Annotated in this window: 20 protein-coding genes; 10 read left to right on the top strand and 10 right to left on the bottom strand. The window is 68.9% G+C overall.

The window, feature by feature from the left end; genetic code table 11:
* On the bottom strand, nt 1-788 hold a 788-nt coding region (locus tag QM634_RS11230), incomplete at its 3' end, for a hypothetical protein (RefSeq protein ID WP_415042869.1).
* 271 nt (nt 789-1,059) lie between these two features.
* Here QM634_RS11230 and QM634_RS11225 point away from each other — a divergent pair.
* From QM634_RS11225 to QM634_RS11215, 3 genes are all read left to right on the top strand, one after another.
* Nucleotides 1,060-1,710 (top strand): 50S ribosomal protein L25/general stress protein Ctc, encoded by a 651-nt coding sequence (locus tag QM634_RS11225; protein ID WP_415042866.1) that lies wholly within the window; start codon nt 1,060-1,062, stop codon nt 1,708-1,710.
* A 30-nt stretch (nt 1,711-1,740) separates the two neighbouring features.
* Nucleotides 1,741-2,307 carry an aminoacyl-tRNA hydrolase gene (pth, locus tag QM634_RS11220; RefSeq protein WP_415042865.1) on the top strand — a complete coding sequence of 189 codons (567 nt, stop codon included), beginning with the start codon at nt 1,741-1,743 and terminating at the stop codon, nt 2,305-2,307.
* Between the two features lie 158 nt (nt 2,308-2,465).
* On the top strand, nt 2,466-3,494 hold the full coding sequence (locus QM634_RS11215) for a beta-ketoacyl-ACP synthase 3 (protein WP_415042868.1): 1,029 nt from the start codon (nt 2,466-2,468) through the stop codon (nt 3,492-3,494).
* Nucleotides 3,495-3,509: 15 nt separating this feature from the next.
* Here QM634_RS11215 and QM634_RS11210 read toward each other — a convergent pair whose 3' ends face one another.
* From QM634_RS11210 to QM634_RS11195, 4 genes are all read right to left on the bottom strand, one after another.
* Entirely contained in the window at nt 3,510-4,619 is a 1,110-nt protein-coding gene (locus tag QM634_RS11210; RefSeq protein ID WP_415042864.1) for a zinc-dependent alcohol dehydrogenase, read from the bottom strand.
* Nucleotide 4,620: 1 nt separating this feature from the next.
* Nucleotides 4,621-5,163, bottom strand: a complete 543-nt coding sequence (locus tag QM634_RS11205) for a nuclear transport factor 2 family protein (protein WP_415042863.1) — start codon at nt 5,161-5,163, stop codon at nt 4,621-4,623.
* A 5-nt stretch (nt 5,164-5,168) separates the two neighbouring features.
* Nucleotides 5,169-5,960, bottom strand: a complete 792-nt coding sequence (locus tag QM634_RS11200) for an SDR family NAD(P)-dependent oxidoreductase (RefSeq protein WP_415042862.1) — start codon at nt 5,958-5,960, stop codon at nt 5,169-5,171.
* An 87-nt stretch (nt 5,961-6,047) separates the two neighbouring features.
* Nucleotides 6,048-6,710 (bottom strand): GntR family transcriptional regulator, encoded by a 663-nt coding sequence (locus tag QM634_RS11195; RefSeq protein ID WP_415042861.1) that lies wholly within the window; start codon nt 6,708-6,710, stop codon nt 6,048-6,050.
* Nucleotides 6,711-6,845: 135 nt separating this feature from the next.
* Here QM634_RS11195 and QM634_RS11190 point away from each other — a divergent pair, with 135 nt between their 5' ends.
* The 3 genes from QM634_RS11190 to QM634_RS11180 are packed head-to-tail and all read left to right on the top strand — an operon-like array spanning nt 6,846 to nt 11,123.
* The gene (locus QM634_RS11190) at nt 6,846-8,420 is read left to right on the top strand and encodes a class I adenylate-forming enzyme family protein (protein WP_415042860.1); all 1,575 of its coding nucleotides are present in this window, start codon (nt 6,846-6,848) and stop codon (nt 8,418-8,420) included.
* Between the two features lie 25 nt (nt 8,421-8,445).
* Nucleotides 8,446-10,377, top strand: a complete 1,932-nt coding sequence (locus QM634_RS11185; protein ID WP_415042859.1) for a flavin-containing monooxygenase — start codon at nt 8,446-8,448, stop codon at nt 10,375-10,377.
* Complete coding sequence (locus tag QM634_RS11180; RefSeq protein WP_415042858.1) at nt 10,377-11,123, top strand: SDR family NAD(P)-dependent oxidoreductase; 747 nt, start codon at nt 10,377-10,379, stop codon at nt 11,121-11,123. Before QM634_RS11185 ends, QM634_RS11180 begins: the two co-directional genes overlap by 1 nt.
* Nucleotides 11,124-11,139: 16 nt before the next feature.
* On the opposite strand, the gene QM634_RS11175 is transcribed toward QM634_RS11180, so the two are convergent.
* The 4 genes from QM634_RS11175 to QM634_RS11160 are packed head-to-tail and all read right to left on the bottom strand — an operon-like array spanning nt 11,140 to nt 13,357.
* Nucleotides 11,140-11,898 carry an ABC transporter permease gene (locus tag QM634_RS11175; protein ID WP_415042857.1) on the bottom strand — a complete coding sequence of 253 codons (759 nt, stop codon included), beginning with the start codon at nt 11,896-11,898 and terminating at the stop codon, nt 11,140-11,142.
* The gene (locus QM634_RS11170) at nt 11,891-12,655 is read right to left on the bottom strand and encodes an ABC transporter ATP-binding protein (RefSeq protein ID WP_415042856.1); all 765 of its coding nucleotides are present in this window, start codon (nt 12,653-12,655) and stop codon (nt 11,891-11,893) included. The genes QM634_RS11175 and QM634_RS11170 overlap by 8 nt, the downstream gene beginning before the upstream one ends.
* The gene (locus tag QM634_RS11165) at nt 12,652-13,026 is read right to left on the bottom strand and encodes a DUF1048 domain-containing protein (protein ID WP_415042855.1); all 375 of its coding nucleotides are present in this window, start codon (nt 13,024-13,026) and stop codon (nt 12,652-12,654) included. The genes QM634_RS11170 and QM634_RS11165 overlap by 4 nt, the downstream gene beginning before the upstream one ends.
* Nucleotides 13,019-13,357 (bottom strand): PadR family transcriptional regulator, encoded by a 339-nt coding sequence (locus QM634_RS11160; RefSeq protein WP_415042854.1) that lies wholly within the window; start codon nt 13,355-13,357, stop codon nt 13,019-13,021. Before QM634_RS11160 ends, QM634_RS11165 begins: the two co-directional genes overlap by 8 nt.
* A 172-nt stretch (nt 13,358-13,529) precedes the next feature.
* Here QM634_RS11160 and QM634_RS11155 point away from each other — a divergent pair, with 172 nt between their 5' ends.
* Nucleotides 13,530-14,549: a beta-ketoacyl-ACP synthase III gene (locus QM634_RS11155; protein WP_415042853.1), complete on the top strand. Its 1,020-nt coding sequence runs from the start codon at nt 13,530-13,532 to the stop codon at nt 14,547-14,549.
* Between the two features lie 78 nt (nt 14,550-14,627).
* On the opposite strand, the gene QM634_RS11150 is transcribed toward QM634_RS11155, so the two are convergent.
* Nucleotides 14,628-15,113 carry a hypothetical protein gene (locus tag QM634_RS11150; protein ID WP_415042852.1) on the bottom strand — a complete coding sequence of 162 codons (486 nt, stop codon included), beginning with the start codon at nt 15,111-15,113 and terminating at the stop codon, nt 14,628-14,630.
* A gap of 123 nt (nt 15,114-15,236) precedes the next feature.
* Here QM634_RS11150 and QM634_RS11145 point away from each other — a divergent pair, with 123 nt between their 5' ends.
* The 3 genes from QM634_RS11145 to QM634_RS11135 are packed head-to-tail and all read left to right on the top strand — an operon-like array spanning nt 15,237 to nt 18,678.
* Nucleotides 15,237-15,986, top strand: coding sequence for a TetR/AcrR family transcriptional regulator (locus QM634_RS11145; RefSeq protein ID WP_415042851.1), 750 nt, complete (start codon nt 15,237-15,239; stop codon nt 15,984-15,986).
* Nucleotides 15,983-17,653, top strand: a complete 1,671-nt coding sequence (locus QM634_RS11140; RefSeq protein WP_415042850.1) for a peptide chain release factor 3 — start codon at nt 15,983-15,985, stop codon at nt 17,651-17,653. Before QM634_RS11145 ends, QM634_RS11140 begins: the two co-directional genes overlap by 4 nt.
* Nucleotides 17,653-18,678, top strand: a complete 1,026-nt coding sequence (locus tag QM634_RS11135; protein ID WP_415042849.1) for a hypothetical protein — start codon at nt 17,653-17,655, stop codon at nt 18,676-18,678. Before QM634_RS11140 ends, QM634_RS11135 begins: the two co-directional genes overlap by 1 nt.
* Nucleotides 18,679-18,682 lie beyond the last annotated feature (4 nt).

Below are 18,682 nucleotides of genomic sequence, written 5' to 3'. Positions count from 1 at the left end.
GGCAGCACTGCGCCGGGAGCGACCGCGCCCGGCACACCCGGCACACCCGGGGCTGCGCCGGGTGCGCGTCGGCCTCCCGCGGCACCTGCTGCCGGGGCCGCATGGGCGCCCGCGACTCGCCCGGTGAGTCGCCACAGGCCTGTGAAGTTGTTGAACGGCCCGCCGACGATTTGGCTCGTCCACTCGATCGTGAAGTCACCGGTCTGCGCGTTGTACTGGCCGCGCACGGGCGATGTCTTGCCGGGCATGCCACCACCGGGCTTTGGCGACCCCTGGTTGAACACCTGTTTGTTCCAGGTGACACCGAAGGCGCTGAGGTCACCACTCACCGCACCGTTGTCGACGTAGAGTGCCGGCACCGACGCCGGTTGACGGGTCTGCGGGTCGACCTGGTTGGTCGCCGTCGCGAATCCGACCCCGTAGAACTTGACCGGCCTGGTGACGCTGCCTGACAGGGCGTTGCCTGCGGCGTCGAAGGCATTGGCCGGCTGCGGCTGGTACCCACCGCTCTGCAGGCCGCCGGAGGTTCCCGGCGCCAGCGGCGTGATCGTCTTGTCCGAGCACGTCGAATCACCGTTCGCCAGGAAGGGGCCGTTGGTGTTGCCCGCCGGCAGAATCATGCGGAAGTAGCTACCGGTGACCTGACCACCCGAACACGATCCCGGAGTAATGCCAAACAATCCGTCGATCCGCGTCGGTGCCGCGACAGCGTCGGCGGCCCACCCCGCGGACAACGCCACCGCGCCCGCCACAGCCACACCGGCGGCCGCCCGCCTGAATCCATCCATTGAAAGCCCCACTCCTCGCCCGGCCGCGGCACGTCGTGAAGCGGCTGTTGATCGGGGCCAGTCTGCTGATGGACCGGTGACGCGGACAAGGTTAGATTCGCCAAGACGCTAACCGGCCGGCTAATCTGTACGGGTTGTCACGGCGAGGGTGAGCAGGGTTCACCGTTATCGGCGCGATTCGAGACAGTCTCCGGCGCGTTCGCGCGGATGCTCCTCGGTGCGCCCGTCGTGGCCGGCACCGGAACCACCCGTTCAACCGAGGAGAACCATCATGGCCGCATCGTCTGCGCCCAAGCTCGCCGCCACCGTCCGCGAGGAGAAGGGCAAGGGCGCCGCGCGCCGCGCCCGCCGCGCCGGCAACGTCCCCGCCGTCATCTACGGCCACGGCTCGGACCCCCAGCACCTGTCCGTCTCGGCTCGCGACTTCGCCGCGATCCTGCGCAACAGCGGCACCAACGCCGTCATCGAGCTCGACATCGACGGCACCAGCCAGCTGGCGCTGACCAAGCAGGTCGACGTGCACCCGATCAAGAGCTACATCGAGCACGCCGACTTCCTGATCGTCCGCCGCGGCGAGAAGGTCACCGTCGAGGTCCACGTGGTCGTCGAGGGCGACGCCCAGAGCGGCACCGTCGTGACCCAGGACGCGAACGCGCTGCTGGTCGAGGCCGACGCGCTGTCGATCCCGGAGCAGATCGTCGTGTCGGTCGAGGGCGCCGTCCCGGGCACCATGATCCACGCCTCCGACGTCGAGCTGCCCGAGGGCACCACCCTCATCGCGCCGCCGGAGACCCTGGTCGTCGGCGTGCACGAGGCCAAGGCCGCCGCCGAGCCCGAGGCTGCCGCCGAGGGCGAGGGCGAGGCTGCTGCCGAGGGCGGCGAGGCCGCTGCCGAGGCTCCCGCCGAGGATGCCGGCGAGTAAGTCGCCGGTCACACAACTCGGGCGCGTGGCGTGAAACTCGTCGTCGGGCTGGGCAACCCCGGCCCCCGCTACGAGAAGACGCGCCACAACATCGGCGCCATGGTCGTCGACCGCCTCGCCGCAGACCATGCGGCGAGGTGGTCGACGCACAAGCGCTCGGGTGCGCAGACGGCGTCGATCACCCTGGCCGGCCAGTCGGTCCTGCTCGCGAAGGCGTGCACCTACATGAACGACTCCGGCCGCCACCTGGGCCCGCTGGCCAAGTTCTACTCGGTCGATCCGGCCGACGTGATCGCCCTGCACGACGAGCTCGACATCGACTTCGGGCAGGTGCGGCTCAAGCACGGCGGCGGCGAGGGCGGCCACAACGGTCTGCGGTCGTTGTCATCGGCGCTGGGCACCCGCGACTACGACCGGGTCCGCCTGGGCATCGGGCGGCCACCGGGCCGCCAGGATCCGGCGGAGTTCGTCCTCAAACCCTTCCCCACCCGGGATCGCGACGCCGTCGAGCTGCTGATCGGCAACGGCTCCGATGCGGTCGAGCTGCTCATCGGACAGGGTCTGGAGGCCGCGCAGAACACCGTGCACGCGTGGTGAACAACATCTTTGGGCCCTAAGGCCCGGGCGCGACGGTGAGCGGGCCGTCGAGCCGTAAACTAGGAACGCTGTGCCGCCGACAAACCGGCACGACGAAGAACGACGAGGAGTGCAACGTGGCAAACCTGGCAGTCAACCAGGCCCGTCCGAATGTGGCGATGCTCGGGATCGGCGCCTGCCGGCCCAAGCGCCTGGTGAGCAACGACGAGGTCTGCGAGGTCCTGGACTCCTCGGACGAGTGGATCTACGAGCGCAGCGGCGTGCGCAACCGCCGCTGGATCTCCGGTGACGAGAGCGCGCGTTCCCTCGCCGCCACCGCCGCCGAACGCGCCATCGCCAACTCGGGCGTCGAGAAGGAGAAGATCGGCGCCCTGATCCTGGCCACCGGCAGCTGGAAGACCAAGATCCCCCACGGCGGCCCGATCGTCGCCTACGACATCGGCCTCAACGGCATCCCCGCCTTCGACATCGCCGCCGGCTGCGGCGGCTTCGGCTACGCGCTCGGCAACGCCGCCGACATGGTCCGCGCCGGCACCGCCGAGTACGTGCTCGTCGTCGGCGTCGAGACGATGTCGGTGGTCATGGAGCCGACCGACCGCAACACCGCCTTCATCTTCGGCGACGGCGCCGGAGCCGTCGTCGTGGGGCCGAGCGAGGAGAACGGCATCTCGCCGACCGTGTGGGGCAGCGACGGCGAGAATGCCGAGGCGATCTCGCAGAACTACGACATCCCCGAGTACATGGACCGCGCCCAGGAGTACCAGGGCAAGGATCCGCAGACCGATCCGGTCGGGCGGATGGTCGTGACCATGGAGGGCCCGCGGGTCTTCCGTTGGGCGGCGATCACCCTGCCGAAGGCGCTCACCTCCACGATGGAATTGGCCGGCGTCGACACCTCGGACATCGAGGTGTTCATCCCGCACCAGGCCAACGCGCGCATCAGCGAGTTGATGAAGAAGAACCTCGGTTTCCCCGACGACCTGCCGATGGCCAACGACATCGAGAACACCGGCAACACGTCGGCCGCCTCCATCCCGCTGGCGATGGAGGAGATGCTGGCCACCGGCAAGGCCAAGGGCGGCCAGACGGCGCTGCTCCTCGGCTTCGGTGCCGGGCTGAGCTACGCCGGCGCGGTCGTGACTCTGCCGCCGACGCCGAAGATCACCAGCTTCGACGACCTGGACTGAGCGCGGCGGGTCGGCTCAGTGCGGCACGACCATCACGTGCATCGCCTCTTCGCCGGGCACCCGCCCGGCGAGCGTCTCGACCGCCGTGGGCACGTCGTCGAGGCCGAAGGAATGGGTGTGCATCTTCTCCAGCGGGTATTTGCGCGACTCGATGAGGCGCAGCGCCGGCTCGAAGGCGCGGATGTCCTGCGACCACATGCCCTTGACGGTCAGCTCCTTTTTGGTGATGGTGTCCGGCACCAGGCTCACCTGGTTCCCCGACCCCTTCACGCCGGCCAGCACGATGGTCCCGCCGGGGCGGACGACCGCGACGGCGTCGACGATGGGTTGGGTCGCCACCGCTGAGACGTCGACGGCGATGTCGACGCCGCGCCCGCCGGTGAAGTCGCGCACCGCCTCGACGGTGTCCACCTCGTCGACGGCGATGGTCAGATCGGCGCCGAACTCGGTGGCCAGCGCCAGTTTGTGCTTGTCCTTGGCCAGCCCGGTGACGATGATCGTGCCGGCACCGGCCTCCCGCGCGGCGACGACCCCACACAGTCCGCGTTGGCCGCAGCCCATGATGAGGATGCTGTCGCCCAGGCGCAGCCCCGAGTCCTGCGCCGCCCATCGGACGCCCGCGGCCATCGGCTGGTAGAGCGCGGCCAACTCGAGCGGAAGGTCGGGGTCGAGCTTCATCGCGATGGTCCGCGGTGCGAGGTACATGTACTCGGCGTAGCCGCCCCAGAGGCTCGGCGCGCGATCGGTCGGCAGGTAGCCGTAGGCCTCGATGGCCGCACCGGCGGTGCAGCGGCGGTAGTTGCCCAGCAGGCAGGATTCGCAGGTGCCGCAGCCGAGGAGCGGTTCGACGGCCACTCGATCGCCCTCCCGCACGCCCCACCGGCGTGCGGCGTCGTCACCGATCGCGGCGATCGTGCCCACCGGCTCGTGTCCGGGGATCAGCGGGTACTCGATGCCGATCGCCCGGAATGCGCCGTCGTACTGTTCGACGTCGCTGCCGCACATCCCACACGCGTCGACGCGCAGGATCGCGTCGTCGGCGCGGATCGCCGGGATCGCGAATTCCTGGATCTCATAGGTCTGGTCCGCCACCTGGACGGCCGCCCGCGAACTCGCCGGCACCATGTCAGCCCCGCGGCATCTCGTCGCGCATGATCCGCCCGCGGCCGTCGCCGGTGACGAAGTCGTCGGCCGCCCGGCCGCCCTGGAGGAAACCGCCCGCCTTCACGCTCGACAGTCCCCAGGGGGCCAGCACCGTGGAGCCGCTCCAATCGCGGATCATCTGGCGGTACGCGAACTTCCACACACCGTCGCGGCGCTCGACCCGGTCGACGTAGCGGCCGCAGAAGATGTTGGTGTCCTCGACGCCGATCTGCTTCTGGAAGGTCAGCACCGTCGCCTCGGAGAAGGCCAGGTCGCCGTCCACCTCGACGAGGTGGTTGGTCACCATGTGGGTGGTCCATTCGGTGGTCTCGAGCTTCGACGCGACGATCGAGTCGGCGAACTCGTGCGCGGGTGCCGCCTGGGTTCCGTGGTTGTCGAAGGCGTCCTCCCAGAACGTCGACTTGACCAGGTCGGGTTCGCAGCGGTCGATGCCGCGGCAGTACACGAGCAGCAGGTCGGCGATCTCCTGTTTGTCCGAGAGCTCCTGAAGCCTCTTGTCGTCCATCGTGGTCACTTCTCCTTCGGGCGGGGGGACAGTTCGGCACCGACGTATCCGGCGGTCCAGCCGCCGTCGATCGGAATGACGACTCCGTTGACGAAGTCGGAGTCGGGCCCGGCGAGGTACAGGACCGGATCGGCGATCTCGTCGGGTTGGCACCAGCGACGCATCGGGGTGTTGGCGCGGATCGAGGAGGTCGAGTCCTCGTCGGCGAAGAAGCCGGCGGTCATCGGCGTCTCGACGACGCCGGGCGCGACCGCGTTGCACCAGATCCCGCGCTCGCCGTACTCGACGGCGATCACCTTGGTCAGCATGATCACCCCGGCCTTGGCCGCGCTGTAGGCGGCTCGGTCTCGGAAGGCGGCCAGGCCGGCCATCGACGCGATGTTGACGATCTTGCCGCGCCCCTGCTCGGCCATGATCGGGATGGCGGCCCGGGACAGGACGAATGGCGCCGTCAGGTCGATGTCGACGGTCGAGCGCCACTCACTCGGCTCGATGTCGAGCAGCGGCTTCACACCGCGTGCGCCGGCGTTGTTGATCAGGATGTCCAACGAGCCGAATCGTTCCACCACCCGGCCCGGGAGCTGCGCATTGGCGCCGTCATCGGTCAGATCCGCGACGAAGGTCGCCAGATCGTCGCCGCCGTCGAGCTCGTCGGAGCGCCGTTCCAGCCCCTCCGCGGAGAGGTCGGTCATCGCCACCCGCGCACCCGCTGCGCGCAACGACCGGCACAACTCGATGCCGATCGCTCCCGCCGCGCCCGTGACCAGGGCGACCTTTCCCGTGAGATCCGCTGCCATGGGGAGTGCTCCTACCGTCGCCGATTCAGTATTAGATACTGTATACCTATAGTGATCGAACTGTCACGGGTTTGCTGCGATCAGCGGTTATTCGTCGCCGTCGGCCCAGAAGCCGGCGCGTTCCAGCGCTTCGATCGCCGCCGACGCGCCGTGCAGGAAGTGCTTCTCCATCGCCGCGCGGGCGCGCTCGGCGTCACGGTCGCGCAACGCGTCCAACAACTCGCGATGCTCGTCGTAGGCATCGGCGTCGGGACTGGCCTCGTAGAACTCGAGGGGAATCGGGCTGCCGAGGGTGCGCAGGACGCTGTTCATCCGGCGCGACCCGGCGGCCTGGTTGATGATCGCGTGGAAGTCGACCGCGATGCGCGCCCGCTCGGCTTCGTCGCCCGACGCCTGCAGCGCCGCGAGATTGCGCTCGAGCTCGGCGATCGTCGCCGCCGAGGCCACCCCCGCCGCGCGGGCGGCGGCCCGCCCGGAGATCTGCGCCAGAATCCAGTAGTGGTCCTCGATGTCCTGCTGCGTGAGGGCGACGACGAAGGCCCCGCGCCGCGGGAAGACCTCGACCAAACCCTCGGCGACCAAGTCCGAGATCGCCTCGCGCACCGGGATCTTGCTCATGCCGATCTGTTCGGCGAGGGCCTCCTGCTCGATGCGGCTGCCGGGCTCGAGCTGGCGCGAGAAGATGCGCCGACGAATCTCGTCGACGGCGACTTGCTTCAAGCTCGCCGGCAGATCGATCGCACGCTTCACAGAATCTTCATCTTCCCGAATTAGTTGGACGGATACCGCATACCGTAGCTGATCAAGGCAGCCGTTCCCGGATGGCACTCGCACACTCTCAGGTTATGTGTATAGTATACGATATACCGATATGAAGGGGAGGCCATGCCCGAGTACGACCCGACACAGGCGCCGACCATCGCCAGCGTCTTCCGCCGAAACTACGTCGAGTACGCCGACCGGCCGGCCGTGCGCCACACCGGCGGTGGCGTCACCACCTATGCCGAACTCGGCGACGCCGCCCGGCGCCTGGTCACCGGACTGAACGAGCGCGGCATCAAGAAGGGCGACCGCGTCGCCATCATCACGGTCAACCGGGACGAGTGCTTCACCATCGACCACGCCATGGCGATCGGCGGATTCGTTCGAGTTGCCCTGAGCTACCGACTCCACGCCCAGGAACTCGCCGAGATCATCGCGGACTGCGGCGCCAAGGCGGTGATCGCCGACGGCGAGCGCATGGCCGCACTCCTGCCGCACCTGGTCGACTTCACCGGCACGGTCATCGGCTTGGACAGCGGCGGCGACCGTGTTATCCCGTTCGCCGAGGTCTTCGGCGCCGAGCCGGCCGCGGACGTCGAGATCTCTCCGGACGACCTCTCCTGGCTGCCCTACACCTCCGGGACCAGCGGTCGCCCGAAGGGCGTCATGCACACCCATCGCAGCCTGTTGGCGATCCTGCGGAACATGCTCGTGGAGATGCCCGGCGCCTCGTCGTCGGACATCCTGGTGCACGTCGCGCCGGTGACCCACCTGAGCGGCTACGCGATGATGGCGTACTTCCTGCGGGGCGCGAGCCAGGTCGCCGTCTCCGAATTCGACGCCGAGGACTACGTGTCGACCGTCGCCGAATACCGGGCGACGGTGTTGCCGCTGGTCCCGACGATGATCAACATGATCCTGCCGGTGCTGGAGAAGACCGACGCCGACCTGTCCAGCGTGCACACCGTGATCTACGGCGGCTCACCGATCGCGCCGGACCGACTGGCCCGCGCCTACAAGCTGCTGGGCGCGGTGTTCCTGCAGTCCTACGGCCTCACCGAGATGCCGTTCAACACCTATCTGAGCAAGCAGGACCACGTCTTCGACCCCGACGGCGAGGTACCCGAGCGGCTGGCATCGGCCGGCCACGTCAGCCCGTTCGTCGACTACCGCCTGACGGACGCCAACAACGAGCCGGTGCCACCGGGCGAGGCCGGTGAGATCCAAGTCCGCGGTGACGCCGCCATGCGCGGCTACTGGAACCTCCCCGACGAGACCGCCGCCACCATCCTCGACGGCGGCTGGATCGCGACCGGGGACGTCGGCGCGCTGCGCGACGGCTTCCTCCATGTGGTGGACCGCAAGAAGGACATGATCGTCTCCGGCGGGTTCAACGTCTATCCGACCGAGGTCGAGAACGCGATCTACACGGTGCCCGGGGTGGCCGAGGTCGCGGTCGTCGGCGTCCCCTCCGAGCAGTGGGGCGAGACCGTCCACGCCGTCGTCTCGGTCCGGCCGGGCGCCGAGGTCACCGCCGAGCAGATCGAGCAGGCCTGCCTCGATCAGATCGCGCCGTACAAGCGGCCGCGCAGCATCGACTTCGTCGCCGACCTGCCCAAGACCGGCACCGGCAAGATCATGCGCCGCGAGGTCAAAGAACAGTTCTGGGTCGGCCGTGACCGCATGGTCAACGGCTGAGACCGCGACGGACAAGGACACCCCCATGACAACGGCGACCCCCGAGTTCGATGCGATCGTCCGCGCGGCGGTGCGCGATGCGAACGTGCCGACCCTGCTGATGGTGCTCGTGCAGCTCACCGGCGACCTCACCTGGCTCGACGAACCGTATCGGCCTGCGCGGGGCCGCGGCCTCAGCGAGAACGACAGCGGCGGATTGCCCCCGCACATCCAGGACGAGATCCGCTCGGCGGCGGCCGACGCCATCTGCGCCTGGCACGCCGGCGCCCCGGTCGCCCTCCCCCACCCCGACGACGAGTTACTCACCCGGATGCTCTCGGTCGCGATCGGCGAACCCGTTCCCGACGAGTACGGCGCGATGATCGCCGACGACATGGCCGCACTCGGCGGCGACCCGCAGTGGCTGCGCGACATCCCCGCCGCGCCGACCGGCTTCTCGGCGCTCGTGATCGGCGCCGGGATCTCGGGCATGCTGGCCGCCCACGACCTGCGCAAGGCCGGCGTCGAGGTCACCGTCCTCGAGCGCGGCGAACAGATCGGCGGCACCTGGTGGCACAACCGCTACCCCGGCTGCGGCGTCGACGTCCCCAGCCACCTGTATTCCTTCGCGGCGATCGGCTCGGACTGGCCGTATTACTACGCCACCCGCGACGAGCTTCACGACTATCTGCGGCAGGTCGGGCGGGAGTGGGACATCGCCGCGGTCACCCGGCTGCGCACCGAGGTCACCGCGGCGAGCTGGGACGACGAGGCCCAGCTGTGGCGGGTGTCGATCGTCAACCCCGACGGGAGCACCGAGGAGCTCACCTCGAACATCCTCGTCAGCGCGGTCGGCGCGTTCGGGAAACCGAAACTCCCGACCATCCCCGGCATGGAGACGTTCACCGGTCAGACCGTCCACACGGCGTTGTGGTCGGAGGACTTCGACGTCGCCGGCAAGCGCGTCGCGGTGATCGGCAACGGTGCCAGCGCGATGCAGATCGTGCCGGCGGTGGCCCCGACCGTCGAGTCGCTGACCGTGTTCCAGCGCTCGGCCCACTGGGTGGCACCGTTCGAGAAGTTCCGTGTGCCGGTCCCCGACCCGGTGCGCTTCCTGCTCCGCGAGGTTCCGCTGTACCGGTCCTGGTACCGCCAGCGGCTGGCATGGGTCCTGAACGACACGTTGTACTCGGCCCTGCAGATCGATCCGGCATGGCCGCACCAGGACCGGTCGATCAACGCGGCCAACGACGGCCACCGGCGCTTCTTCACCCGGTACATCGAGGCCGAGCTCGACGGGCGCGACGACCTGATCGGCAAGGTTGTGCCGTCCTATCCGCCGTTCGGCAAGCGCATTCTTCTCGACAACGGCTGGTACCGAACGCTCCGCCGCGACAACGTCGAGCTGGTCACCGAGGCGATCACCGAGATCACCCCGACCGGCGTCCGGACCGCGGCCGGCGCCGAGTACGAGGTCGACGTGATCGTCTACGCGACCGGCTTCGACGTGGTCAACTTCCTGTCGTCGCTGGAGCTGACGGGCCGCTCGGGCAAGACCCTGCGCGAGTTGTGGGGCGATGACGACGCGAACGCGTATCTCGGCACGACCGTGCCCGACTTCCCCAATCTCTTCTGCCTCTACGGGCCGAACACCCAGGCCGGGCACGGCGGCAGCCTCATCTACTACCTCGAGTGTCAGATGCGGTACACGATGAGTCTGTTGCGGCAGATGTTCGCCCGCGGCGCCACCTCGGTACAGGTGCGCGAGGCGGTGGCCGAGAGGTACAACGACGCGGTCGACGAGGCCCACGCGCACATGATCTGGAGCCATCCCGGCTTCGACACCTACTACCGGAACTCGAAGGGCCGCGTCCTGGTGGCCAACCCGTGGCGGGTCGTCGACTGGTGGCGCATGACGCGCGAGGCCGACCCGGCCGAGTACGAGTTCACCCGGGCGCGTGTGGCGGAGGGCGTCTGATGGGCCGGTTCGACGGCAAGGTCGCGGTCGTCAACGCCGCGGCGGGAGCGGGCATCGGCGGCGAGGTCGTGCGCCGGCTCCTGGCCGAGGGCGCATCCGTCGCCTTCTCCGACGTCAGTGAGCGGCGATTGACGAGGTTCGCCGACGAGCTCGCCCAGGACCACCCCGCCGACCGCCTATTGGCGATGGCGGCGGACGCCGGCGACGAGGAGCAGGTCGGCGCCTTCCTCGACGCCGTCCGCGACCGTTTCCATCGCCTCGACACGTTGATCAACAGCGTCGGCCTCAACCAGCTGGCCCCCTTCCCCGACACCCCCCTCGACGTCTGGCAGCGCGTGTTGGGCGCCTCGCTCACCTCGCACTTCCTGCACGCGCGAGCGGCGTGGCCACTGTTGCTCGAGTCGCCGTCCGCCTCGATCGTCAACGTGTCGTCGCTTGCAGCCCGCGAGCCGTCGCCGTTCGGCGAGGTGTCCTATGCCGCTGCCAAGGGCGGGGTGCTCGGCCTGACGCATGCCCTCGCCTGCGAGGGCGCCGCGGCCGGGATCCGCTGCAACGCGGTGCTGCCCGGACTCATCTGGAACGAGCGGCTGACCGCCGGCGTCGACCCCGACTACGTCCACTCCTACCGCGCCAAGCGGCGGTTCGACCGGGACGGCGAGCCGGGTGAGGTCGCCGATGTGATCCTGTTCCTGGCCTCCGACGAGAGCCGCAACGTGACGGGGCAAGAGGTGACCGTCGGGGCGTGACCGCCCGGTTCGCCGATCAGCGCCGCCGGAACAGCGCGGTGGCCGCGACCGCGGCGACGACGAGGATCGCCACACACCACAGCAGGGCGGTCCAGATGTCGGCGTCGACGGCCTTCTGGTCGAGCAGGTTGCGGATCGTGTTGACGATGGCGGTCACCGGCTGGTGGTCGGCGAAGGCCCGCAACGGTCCGGGCATCGACTCGGTCGGCACGAAGGCCGAGCTGATGAACGGCAGGAAGATCAGCGGATAGGAGAACGCCGTCGCGCCGTCGGGTGACTTGGCGAGTAATCCCGGGATCACCGCGACCCACGTCAGCGCGAGGGTCAGCAGCAGCAGGATACCGGCGATCGCCAGCCACGACCCGACGCCCGCGCCCGTGCGGAACCCGATGAGCAGGGCGACCGCGATGACGATGACGACGGCGAGCGCATTGGCCACGAGCGAGGTGACCACGTGTGCCCACAGCACCGACGAGCGGGCGACCGGCATCGACTCGAGGCGCTCGACGAAACCGCTCTTCACATCCAGGAAGAGCCGGAAGGCGGTGTAGGAGATCCCGGAGGCGATCGTGATGACCAAGATGCCCGGCAGCAGGTAGTCGACGTACCGGGCCGACCCGGTCTTGATCATGCCGCCGAAGACGTACACGAACAGCAGCAGCATGGCGATCGGCATGATCGCCGTGGTGATGATCGTGTCCGGGCTGCGCAGGATGTGCCGCAGTGAACGGCCGGTCAGCACGGCGGTATCGCCGGCGAAGTGGTTGTCAGGCATCGTGGTCCTCCGATCCGACGATGGCGAAGAAGATCTCTTCGAGGGTGGGCTGCTTCTCCACGTACTCCACCTTCGCGGGCGGCAGTACGCGTTTGAGTTCGTCGAAGGTCCCGTTGGCGATGATCCGTCCGCCGTGCAGGATCGCGATGCGGTCCGCGAGGTGTTCGGCCTCGTCGAGGTACTGCGTGGTGAGCAGCACCGTGGTCCCGCGACGCGCGAGTTCGGCGACGGTGGCCCACACCGATTGGCGCGCCTGGGGGTCCAGGCCCGTGGTGGGCTCGTCGAGGAAGATGACCTGCGGGTCGCCGATCAGGCTCATCGCGATGTCGAGGCGACGGCGCATGCCGCCGGAGTACCCCGACACCGGGCGCCCGCCGGCGTCGACCAGGTCGAACCGCTCCAGCAGTTCGTCGGCGATCGCCCCCGGGTCGGGCAGATGGCGCAGCCGCGCGATCAGCACGAGGTTCTCCCGACCGCTCAGGATCTCGTCGACGGCGGCGAACTGCCCCGTCAGACTGATCGATTCGCGGACCGCCCGCGCCTGTTCGGCGACGTCGTGGCCCGCGACCCGGGCCGTGCCGCCGTCCGCACCGGTGAGGGTCGACAGGATCTTGACGATCGTCGTCTTCCCGGCCCCGTTGGAGCCAAGCAGCGCGAAGACGCTCCCGCGGTCGACGGTGAAATCGACGCCCCGCAGGACCTCGTTATCGCCGAAGGACTTGGTGAGCCCGCCGACCTCGATCACCGGCGTCGTCATGACTGGGCTCCCTCGGCCTTCTCGATCGCGGTGGTCAGGCGCTCGCGCTCCTTGTCGATCCACCGCTTGCCGCCATAGGCGTCGACGTAGCTCTCGGCGAACTCCACCGGGTCGTCGGTGACGACCTCGCGCACGAGTGTGCCGTCGAGGGCGGCGCGCTCCCACATGTCCGCGAGGTCGACCCACATCTGCACGATCGTGTCGCCGTCGGTGAGGCCGCCGCAGTAGGTGACGTACCGGTTGAACGCGGTCGCCGCCGAGAGGTACGGCTCGGGCAGCGCATCGATGCGCGCCTTCGCCTGCCGGTAGACCTTCTTCTGCTCGAGCGGCCCGGTCACCACTTCGATCCACTTCTTCCACTGCTCAGCCATTGCGGCCGCCTCCTTCGTGTAGTCGTTCCAATCGCCCGGCCAAGAACTCCCAGGTCGCCCAGAAGTCGTCGAGCTGGGCACGGCCCTTGGCATTGAGGGTGTAGACCTTGCGCGGCGGCCCCTTCTCCGACGGCACCTTCTGCACGTCGACGAAGCCCCGCCGCTCGATGCGCACCAGCAGCGCATACACGGTGCCCTCGGCGATCTCGGTGAACCCCTCGTCGCGCAGCCGCGCGGTGATCTCGTAGCCGTACGCCGACTGTCGCCCCAGGATTGCCAGGACGATGCCCTCGAGGGTTCCCCGGAGCATCTCGGTCATCTGCCTGCCCACTGAGCCTCCACTACTTAGTATCGATGACTACTGGACTAGATAGTAACGCTAAGTAGCACTACTTAGCAAGAATGATTAGCAGGACGCCGACGCGTGCCGTACTTCCCAGTAACCGGGGCCCTGTGAGACGGTGGGATGAGCATTTTTCGGGGAACACGGAAGGCACCCACACATGGTCGAACTCGCCGAAGTCACCGGCACTCGCAACATCGGCATCCTCGGGATCGGGGCGTATCGTCCCGAGCGCGTGGTCACCAACGACGAGATCTGCGAGAACATCGACTCCTCGGACGAGTGGATCTTCACGCGCACCGGCATCAAGACGCGCCGCTTCGCGCGTCACGACGAGACCGCGATGGACATGGCGATCGACGCCGGCCGCAAGGCCATCGCCAACGCCCTGTTGAACGGCTCGGACATCGACGCCGTCATCGTCGCCACCAACACCCACCTGCTGCTGACCCCGGCCGCGGCGACCGCCGTCGCCACCGCGCTCGGCGCCAACGGCGTCCCCGCCTTCGACGTCACCGTCGGCTGCGCCGGTTTCGGCTACGCGATGTCGATCGCCTCGGACATGGTCCGCGGCGGCAGCGCGTCGCACGTCTTGGTCATCGGCTCCGAGCAGCTGTCCATCACCATGGACATGAACGACCGCGGCATCTGCTTCATCTTCGGCGACGGCGCCGGCGCGGTCGTCGTGGGACCGACCGAGGACCAGCAGCTCGGCCCGGTGGTCTGGGGCAGCGACGGCTCGCAGTTCGACGCCATCCGGCAGGACATCAACTGGATCGAGTACATCGACTCCGACGATCACGCCAAACGTCCGTACCTGCGCATGGAGGGCACCAGCGTGTTCCGCTGGGCCGCCTTCGAGATGGGCAAGGCCGCCCAGCGCGCACTCGACGTCGCCAAGGTCGACGTCGCCGACCTCGACGTCTTCGTCCCGCACCAGGCGAATTCGCGCATCAACGAGCTGCTCGCCAAGAGCCTGAAGCTGCCGGAGGCCGCAGTCGTCGCCAACGACATCGAGCACACCGGCAACACGTCGGCCGCCTCGATCCCGCTGGCCATGGAGGACCTGCTGTCGACCGGCAAGGCCAAGCCCGGCGACACCGCCCTGCTCCTCGGCTACGGCGCCGGCCTGAGCTACGCGGCCCAGGTCGTGAAGATGCCGCCGGTCCCGTTCGAGTGATCGGCCGCTAACCCGGCGAAGCCTTCCCGGCGCTCATTGCCGATCTTCTGCAGGACGGTGCTGCCGGGTGGCTTTGGCTTAATACCCCCAGTTGGGGTTGCCGTTGCATCCGCCCATCGAGGCGCAGGTGGCCTTCCAGTCGATCTTCCAGCGCCCGTCATCGCGGACGTAGTTGCCCGAGAGTCGCTGGGCGGGGAAGCCGGCGAGAACGCCCACGAAGGCCAGTCGCATCCTGGGTCCACTGATCACCGGCGCTCCGACAGCGCGCATGTTGACCGACATCAGGTCATAAGTCCGGCTGAAGGAGCTCATCTGCTTGGCGTTCTTGCGCACGGCGGGCGTGTCGCCGCGGTAGGTGTTCGCCAGCTTGGGCGCCTCGGGCAACGACGGGTTCCACATCGCCGCATACTGTGCCTCAAGCTGCTTTGCCGACGGCTTCTCGGCCCGCACGTACAGATCGCTGGCCGTCGTCTGCCGCGTCGTCGTGTCCGCGGTCGCCGGGGCGGCCAGCCCCAGCCCCAGCCCCAGTGCCGCGAGACTCGCCACCGTCAGTCTTGAGATCATCGAACTCCTCCTTTGTGTTCCCACCTGCCATGAGTAAGGCTTGGCTTGCCTCATGGAGGCTAGAGGGCGGACCCAAATAAGTCAACGCATCGTGTATTTTGTTGAACGTTGTAGCCTCGGGCCATGGCAGCAGGCACCGGGCGCCCCATCAGGCCGCGCGGCCGACCGAGCAACGACGGGCCCTACCCGCCGCTCACCCGTGACACGATCATCGAAGCGGCGATGCAACTTGTCAGCAACGAGGGGTTCTCTGCGCTCACCATGCGCTCTCTCGCCCAATCACTCGGCGTCACGGTCCGAGCGCTCTACCGTCACGTCACCGACCGGCAGCAGGTGATCGACCTCGTTGCGGCGCGGATCCTCGACCTGCACGTCGACCACTCCTTCGACGTCGACGATTGGCGGACCGGTGTGCGGGCCCTCTACCTCGGCACCAGGGCCGCCTACCGACAGATCGGGCGGGGGGTCCTCTTCTTTCTGGAAGAGACCGTCAGCCCGACCGAACTGCCAGAGGATCGAATCCTTCTTCCCGAACAGCTCCTCGCCTCGCTGACCTCGCTCGGCCTGTCACTGTCGGACGCGCTGGTGTGGCAGCAACAATTCCTCACCGACGTGTTCGGTTTCGCCCTGATCGTCGATTACGGCTACGACCGCGCATCGGAGCAGCAGCGCACAACCCTGACCGCGCCCGTCCCGGCGCCGTGGCTCGACACCCACCCCGATGCCCCCGCGCCGCTGTCACGGCGTGCACTGCACCTACCAGCGCGATCGGCCGACGACCTCTTCGAGCAGACGATCGACCGAGCGATCCGCACGATTGAAACAATGCGGGCGGCGGGCCACCGCAGCGCGACCGGTATTCTCGACGGGTGAGTTCCAGCCCCGACACCGTTGCGCGCGAGGTCCGGCGGCGGCGCACCTTCGCCATCATCTCCCACCCCGACGCGGGCAAGTCGACGATGACCGAGGCGCTGGCGCTGCACGCGCGGATGATCAGCGAGGCTGGCGCCGTCCACGGCAAGGCCGGTCGCAAGGCCACGGTCTCGGACTGGATGGAGATGGAGAAGGCGCGCGGCATCTCGGTGAGCTCGACGGCGCTGCAGTTCAACTACACGCCGACCGGGCTGGGCAACGACGATCCCGACGACGACGTCGAAGCCGCCTACGCCGGGAGCGCCGGCGAGCGGGTCGATGAACCCCACGTCATCAACCTCGTGGACACCCCCGGCCACGCCGATTTCTCCGAGGACACCTACCGCGTCCTGACCGCCGTCGACGCCGCGGTAATGCTCATCGACGCCGCCAAGGGGCTCGAGCCGCAGACCCTCAAGCTGTTCCAGGTGTGCCGCCACCGCGGCATCCCGGTGATCACCGTCATCAACAAGTGGGACCGCCCCGGCCAGACGCCGCTGGAGCTGATCGACGAGATCTCCGAACGCATCGGCCTCACCCCGACCCCGCTGTACGTGCCGGTCGGCATCGCCGGCGACTTCCGCGGTCTGCTCGACCGTCGCAGCGGCACGTACATCAAGTTCTCCCGCACCGCCGGTGGAGCCAAGATCGCGCCGGAGGAACTCCTCGACGCGCAGCGGGCCGCCGCGACCGAGGGCGACGCCTGGACCGCCGCGGTCGAGGAGAGTGAGCTGCTGAGCGAGATGGGCCAGGACCACGACCAGGAGATGTTCCTGGCCGGGGAGACCTCCCCGATGATCTTCACCTCGGCGATGCTCAACTTCGGCGTGCGCCAACTGCTCGAGGCCCTCGTCGAGCTGGCACCGGCGCCCGCCGGCCGCGCGGACGTCGACGGCACGGTCCGCGAGGTCACCGACCCCTTCTCGGCCGTGGTGTTCAAGGTGCAGGCCGGCATGGACTCCAGCCACCGCGACCGCCTGGCCTATATGCGGATCGTCTCCGGCGAATTCGAGCGCGGGATGGTCGTGACGCACGCGCAGACCGGTCGACCGTTCGCGACGAAGTACGCCCAGGCGGTCTTCGGGCGCGATCGTTCCACCGTCGACACCGCCTATCCCGGCGACGTCGTCGGCCTCGTCAACGCGACGGCGCTGGCGCCCGGTGACACCCTGTACGACGGCCCACGCGTCGAGTTCCCGCCGATCGGCTCCTTCGCCCCCGAGCACTTTGCGACGCTGCGCGCCCGGTCGGCCGGCAAGTACAAGCAGTTCCGCAAGGCGATGGACCAGCTCGAATCCGAGGGCGTGGTGCAGGTGTTGCGCAACAACACCCGTGGCGACGCCTCGCCGGTGCTGGCGGCCGTCGGACCGATGCAGTTCGAGGTCGTGACGGCCCGGATGCTCGCCGAGTTCACCGTGGAGACCGACCTGGAACCCCTCGGCTATTCGCTGGCCCGCCGTACCGACGACACCAGCTCCCCCGAGCTCGACCGCCAGCGCGGCGTCGAGGTCTTCACCCGCACCGATGGCGCCCTGCTGGCCCTGTTCAGCGACAAGTGGCGGCTGCAGTTCATCGAGAAGGAGCACCCGGACTTGACTCTCGAACCCCTCGTGGCGGCGGCCGACTGATGCGCGCCCAGCCGCCGCCCCGCACGCTCCTCGGCACCGCCGCCGCGGCCGCCGTCCTCGTCGCCGTGTCGGGCTGTGCCACCGGCGACCCACAGTCGGGCCCCAGTTCACCGGTGCCGTCCAAGGCCGGCACCGCCCGCGAAGCCGTCGCCGACTGTCAGAAGATCCCGGCCGACGGTCGCATCTACCGCTCGGCGTTGAACCTCAACTTCACCCGCGGCGAGATGCTCGTCGCGATTCCCAAGGACCGCAAGCCGCGGCCGGCGCCGGCACCCCCGCCACCGCCACCACCACCGCCCGTTCCCCCGGCCCCGCCTGTCGCCCCGCCCCCGCCGGCGCCCCAGTGGCAGCAACCGGCCCCACAGTGGCAACAGCCCGCACCCCAGTGGCAACAGCCCGCGCCCCAGTGGCAGCAACCGGCCCCACAGTGGCAACAGCCCGCGCCGCAGTGGCAGGCACCGCCGGCCACCTACGACCCGCAGCGACCGGCCGACGTCGTGACCGTGGACAACCCCCCGGCGTCGACGAAGCCCGTTGACGAGGAGTGCGTCTCGCTGAAGAAGTGGGGACCGGCGTCGCCGGAGGTCCCGCCGGACGGGATGCTGTTCACCTTCCGCGGCGCGGGCGGCGACGGCGGCCAGATCTCCTTCCCGGTCGTCTCGCTCACCGGCGGCGTGCTGCCCCCGCTCGGCCCCGACATCCCCAAGGTGGGCCCGCTGGTGGAGTCCTTCCCCGCCGACATCGGGCTGTCATTGGGCGGCAAGTACTACCTCGCGAGCGGTTGCCCGCTCAAGATCGTCGCCATGTCGGCGATGCGCGGGGCGGGACACTTCTCCTGCGCGGGTGCGGTCCCGATGCGGGAGAACCCCCTCGCCCCGAACGACGCCGCCCGCAATCCCGACGAGGACAAGGACGAGCCGCCGACACCCGGGGCGCCCGGCGCGCCCGCGCCGACACCCGCGCCGACGGGTCAGCCGGCACCGGAGTCGACCCACCTGTCCGGGTGGTTCGAGGTGAAGCCCTAGTCGC

The sequence above is a fragment of the Gordonia sp. (in: high G+C Gram-positive bacteria) genome (assembly GCF_047606305.1).
In the GTDB taxonomy this organism is placed as follows: domain Bacteria; phylum Actinomycetota; class Actinomycetes; order Mycobacteriales; family Mycobacteriaceae; genus Gordonia.
This window is presented reverse-complemented; position numbering and strand designations above follow the sequence as displayed.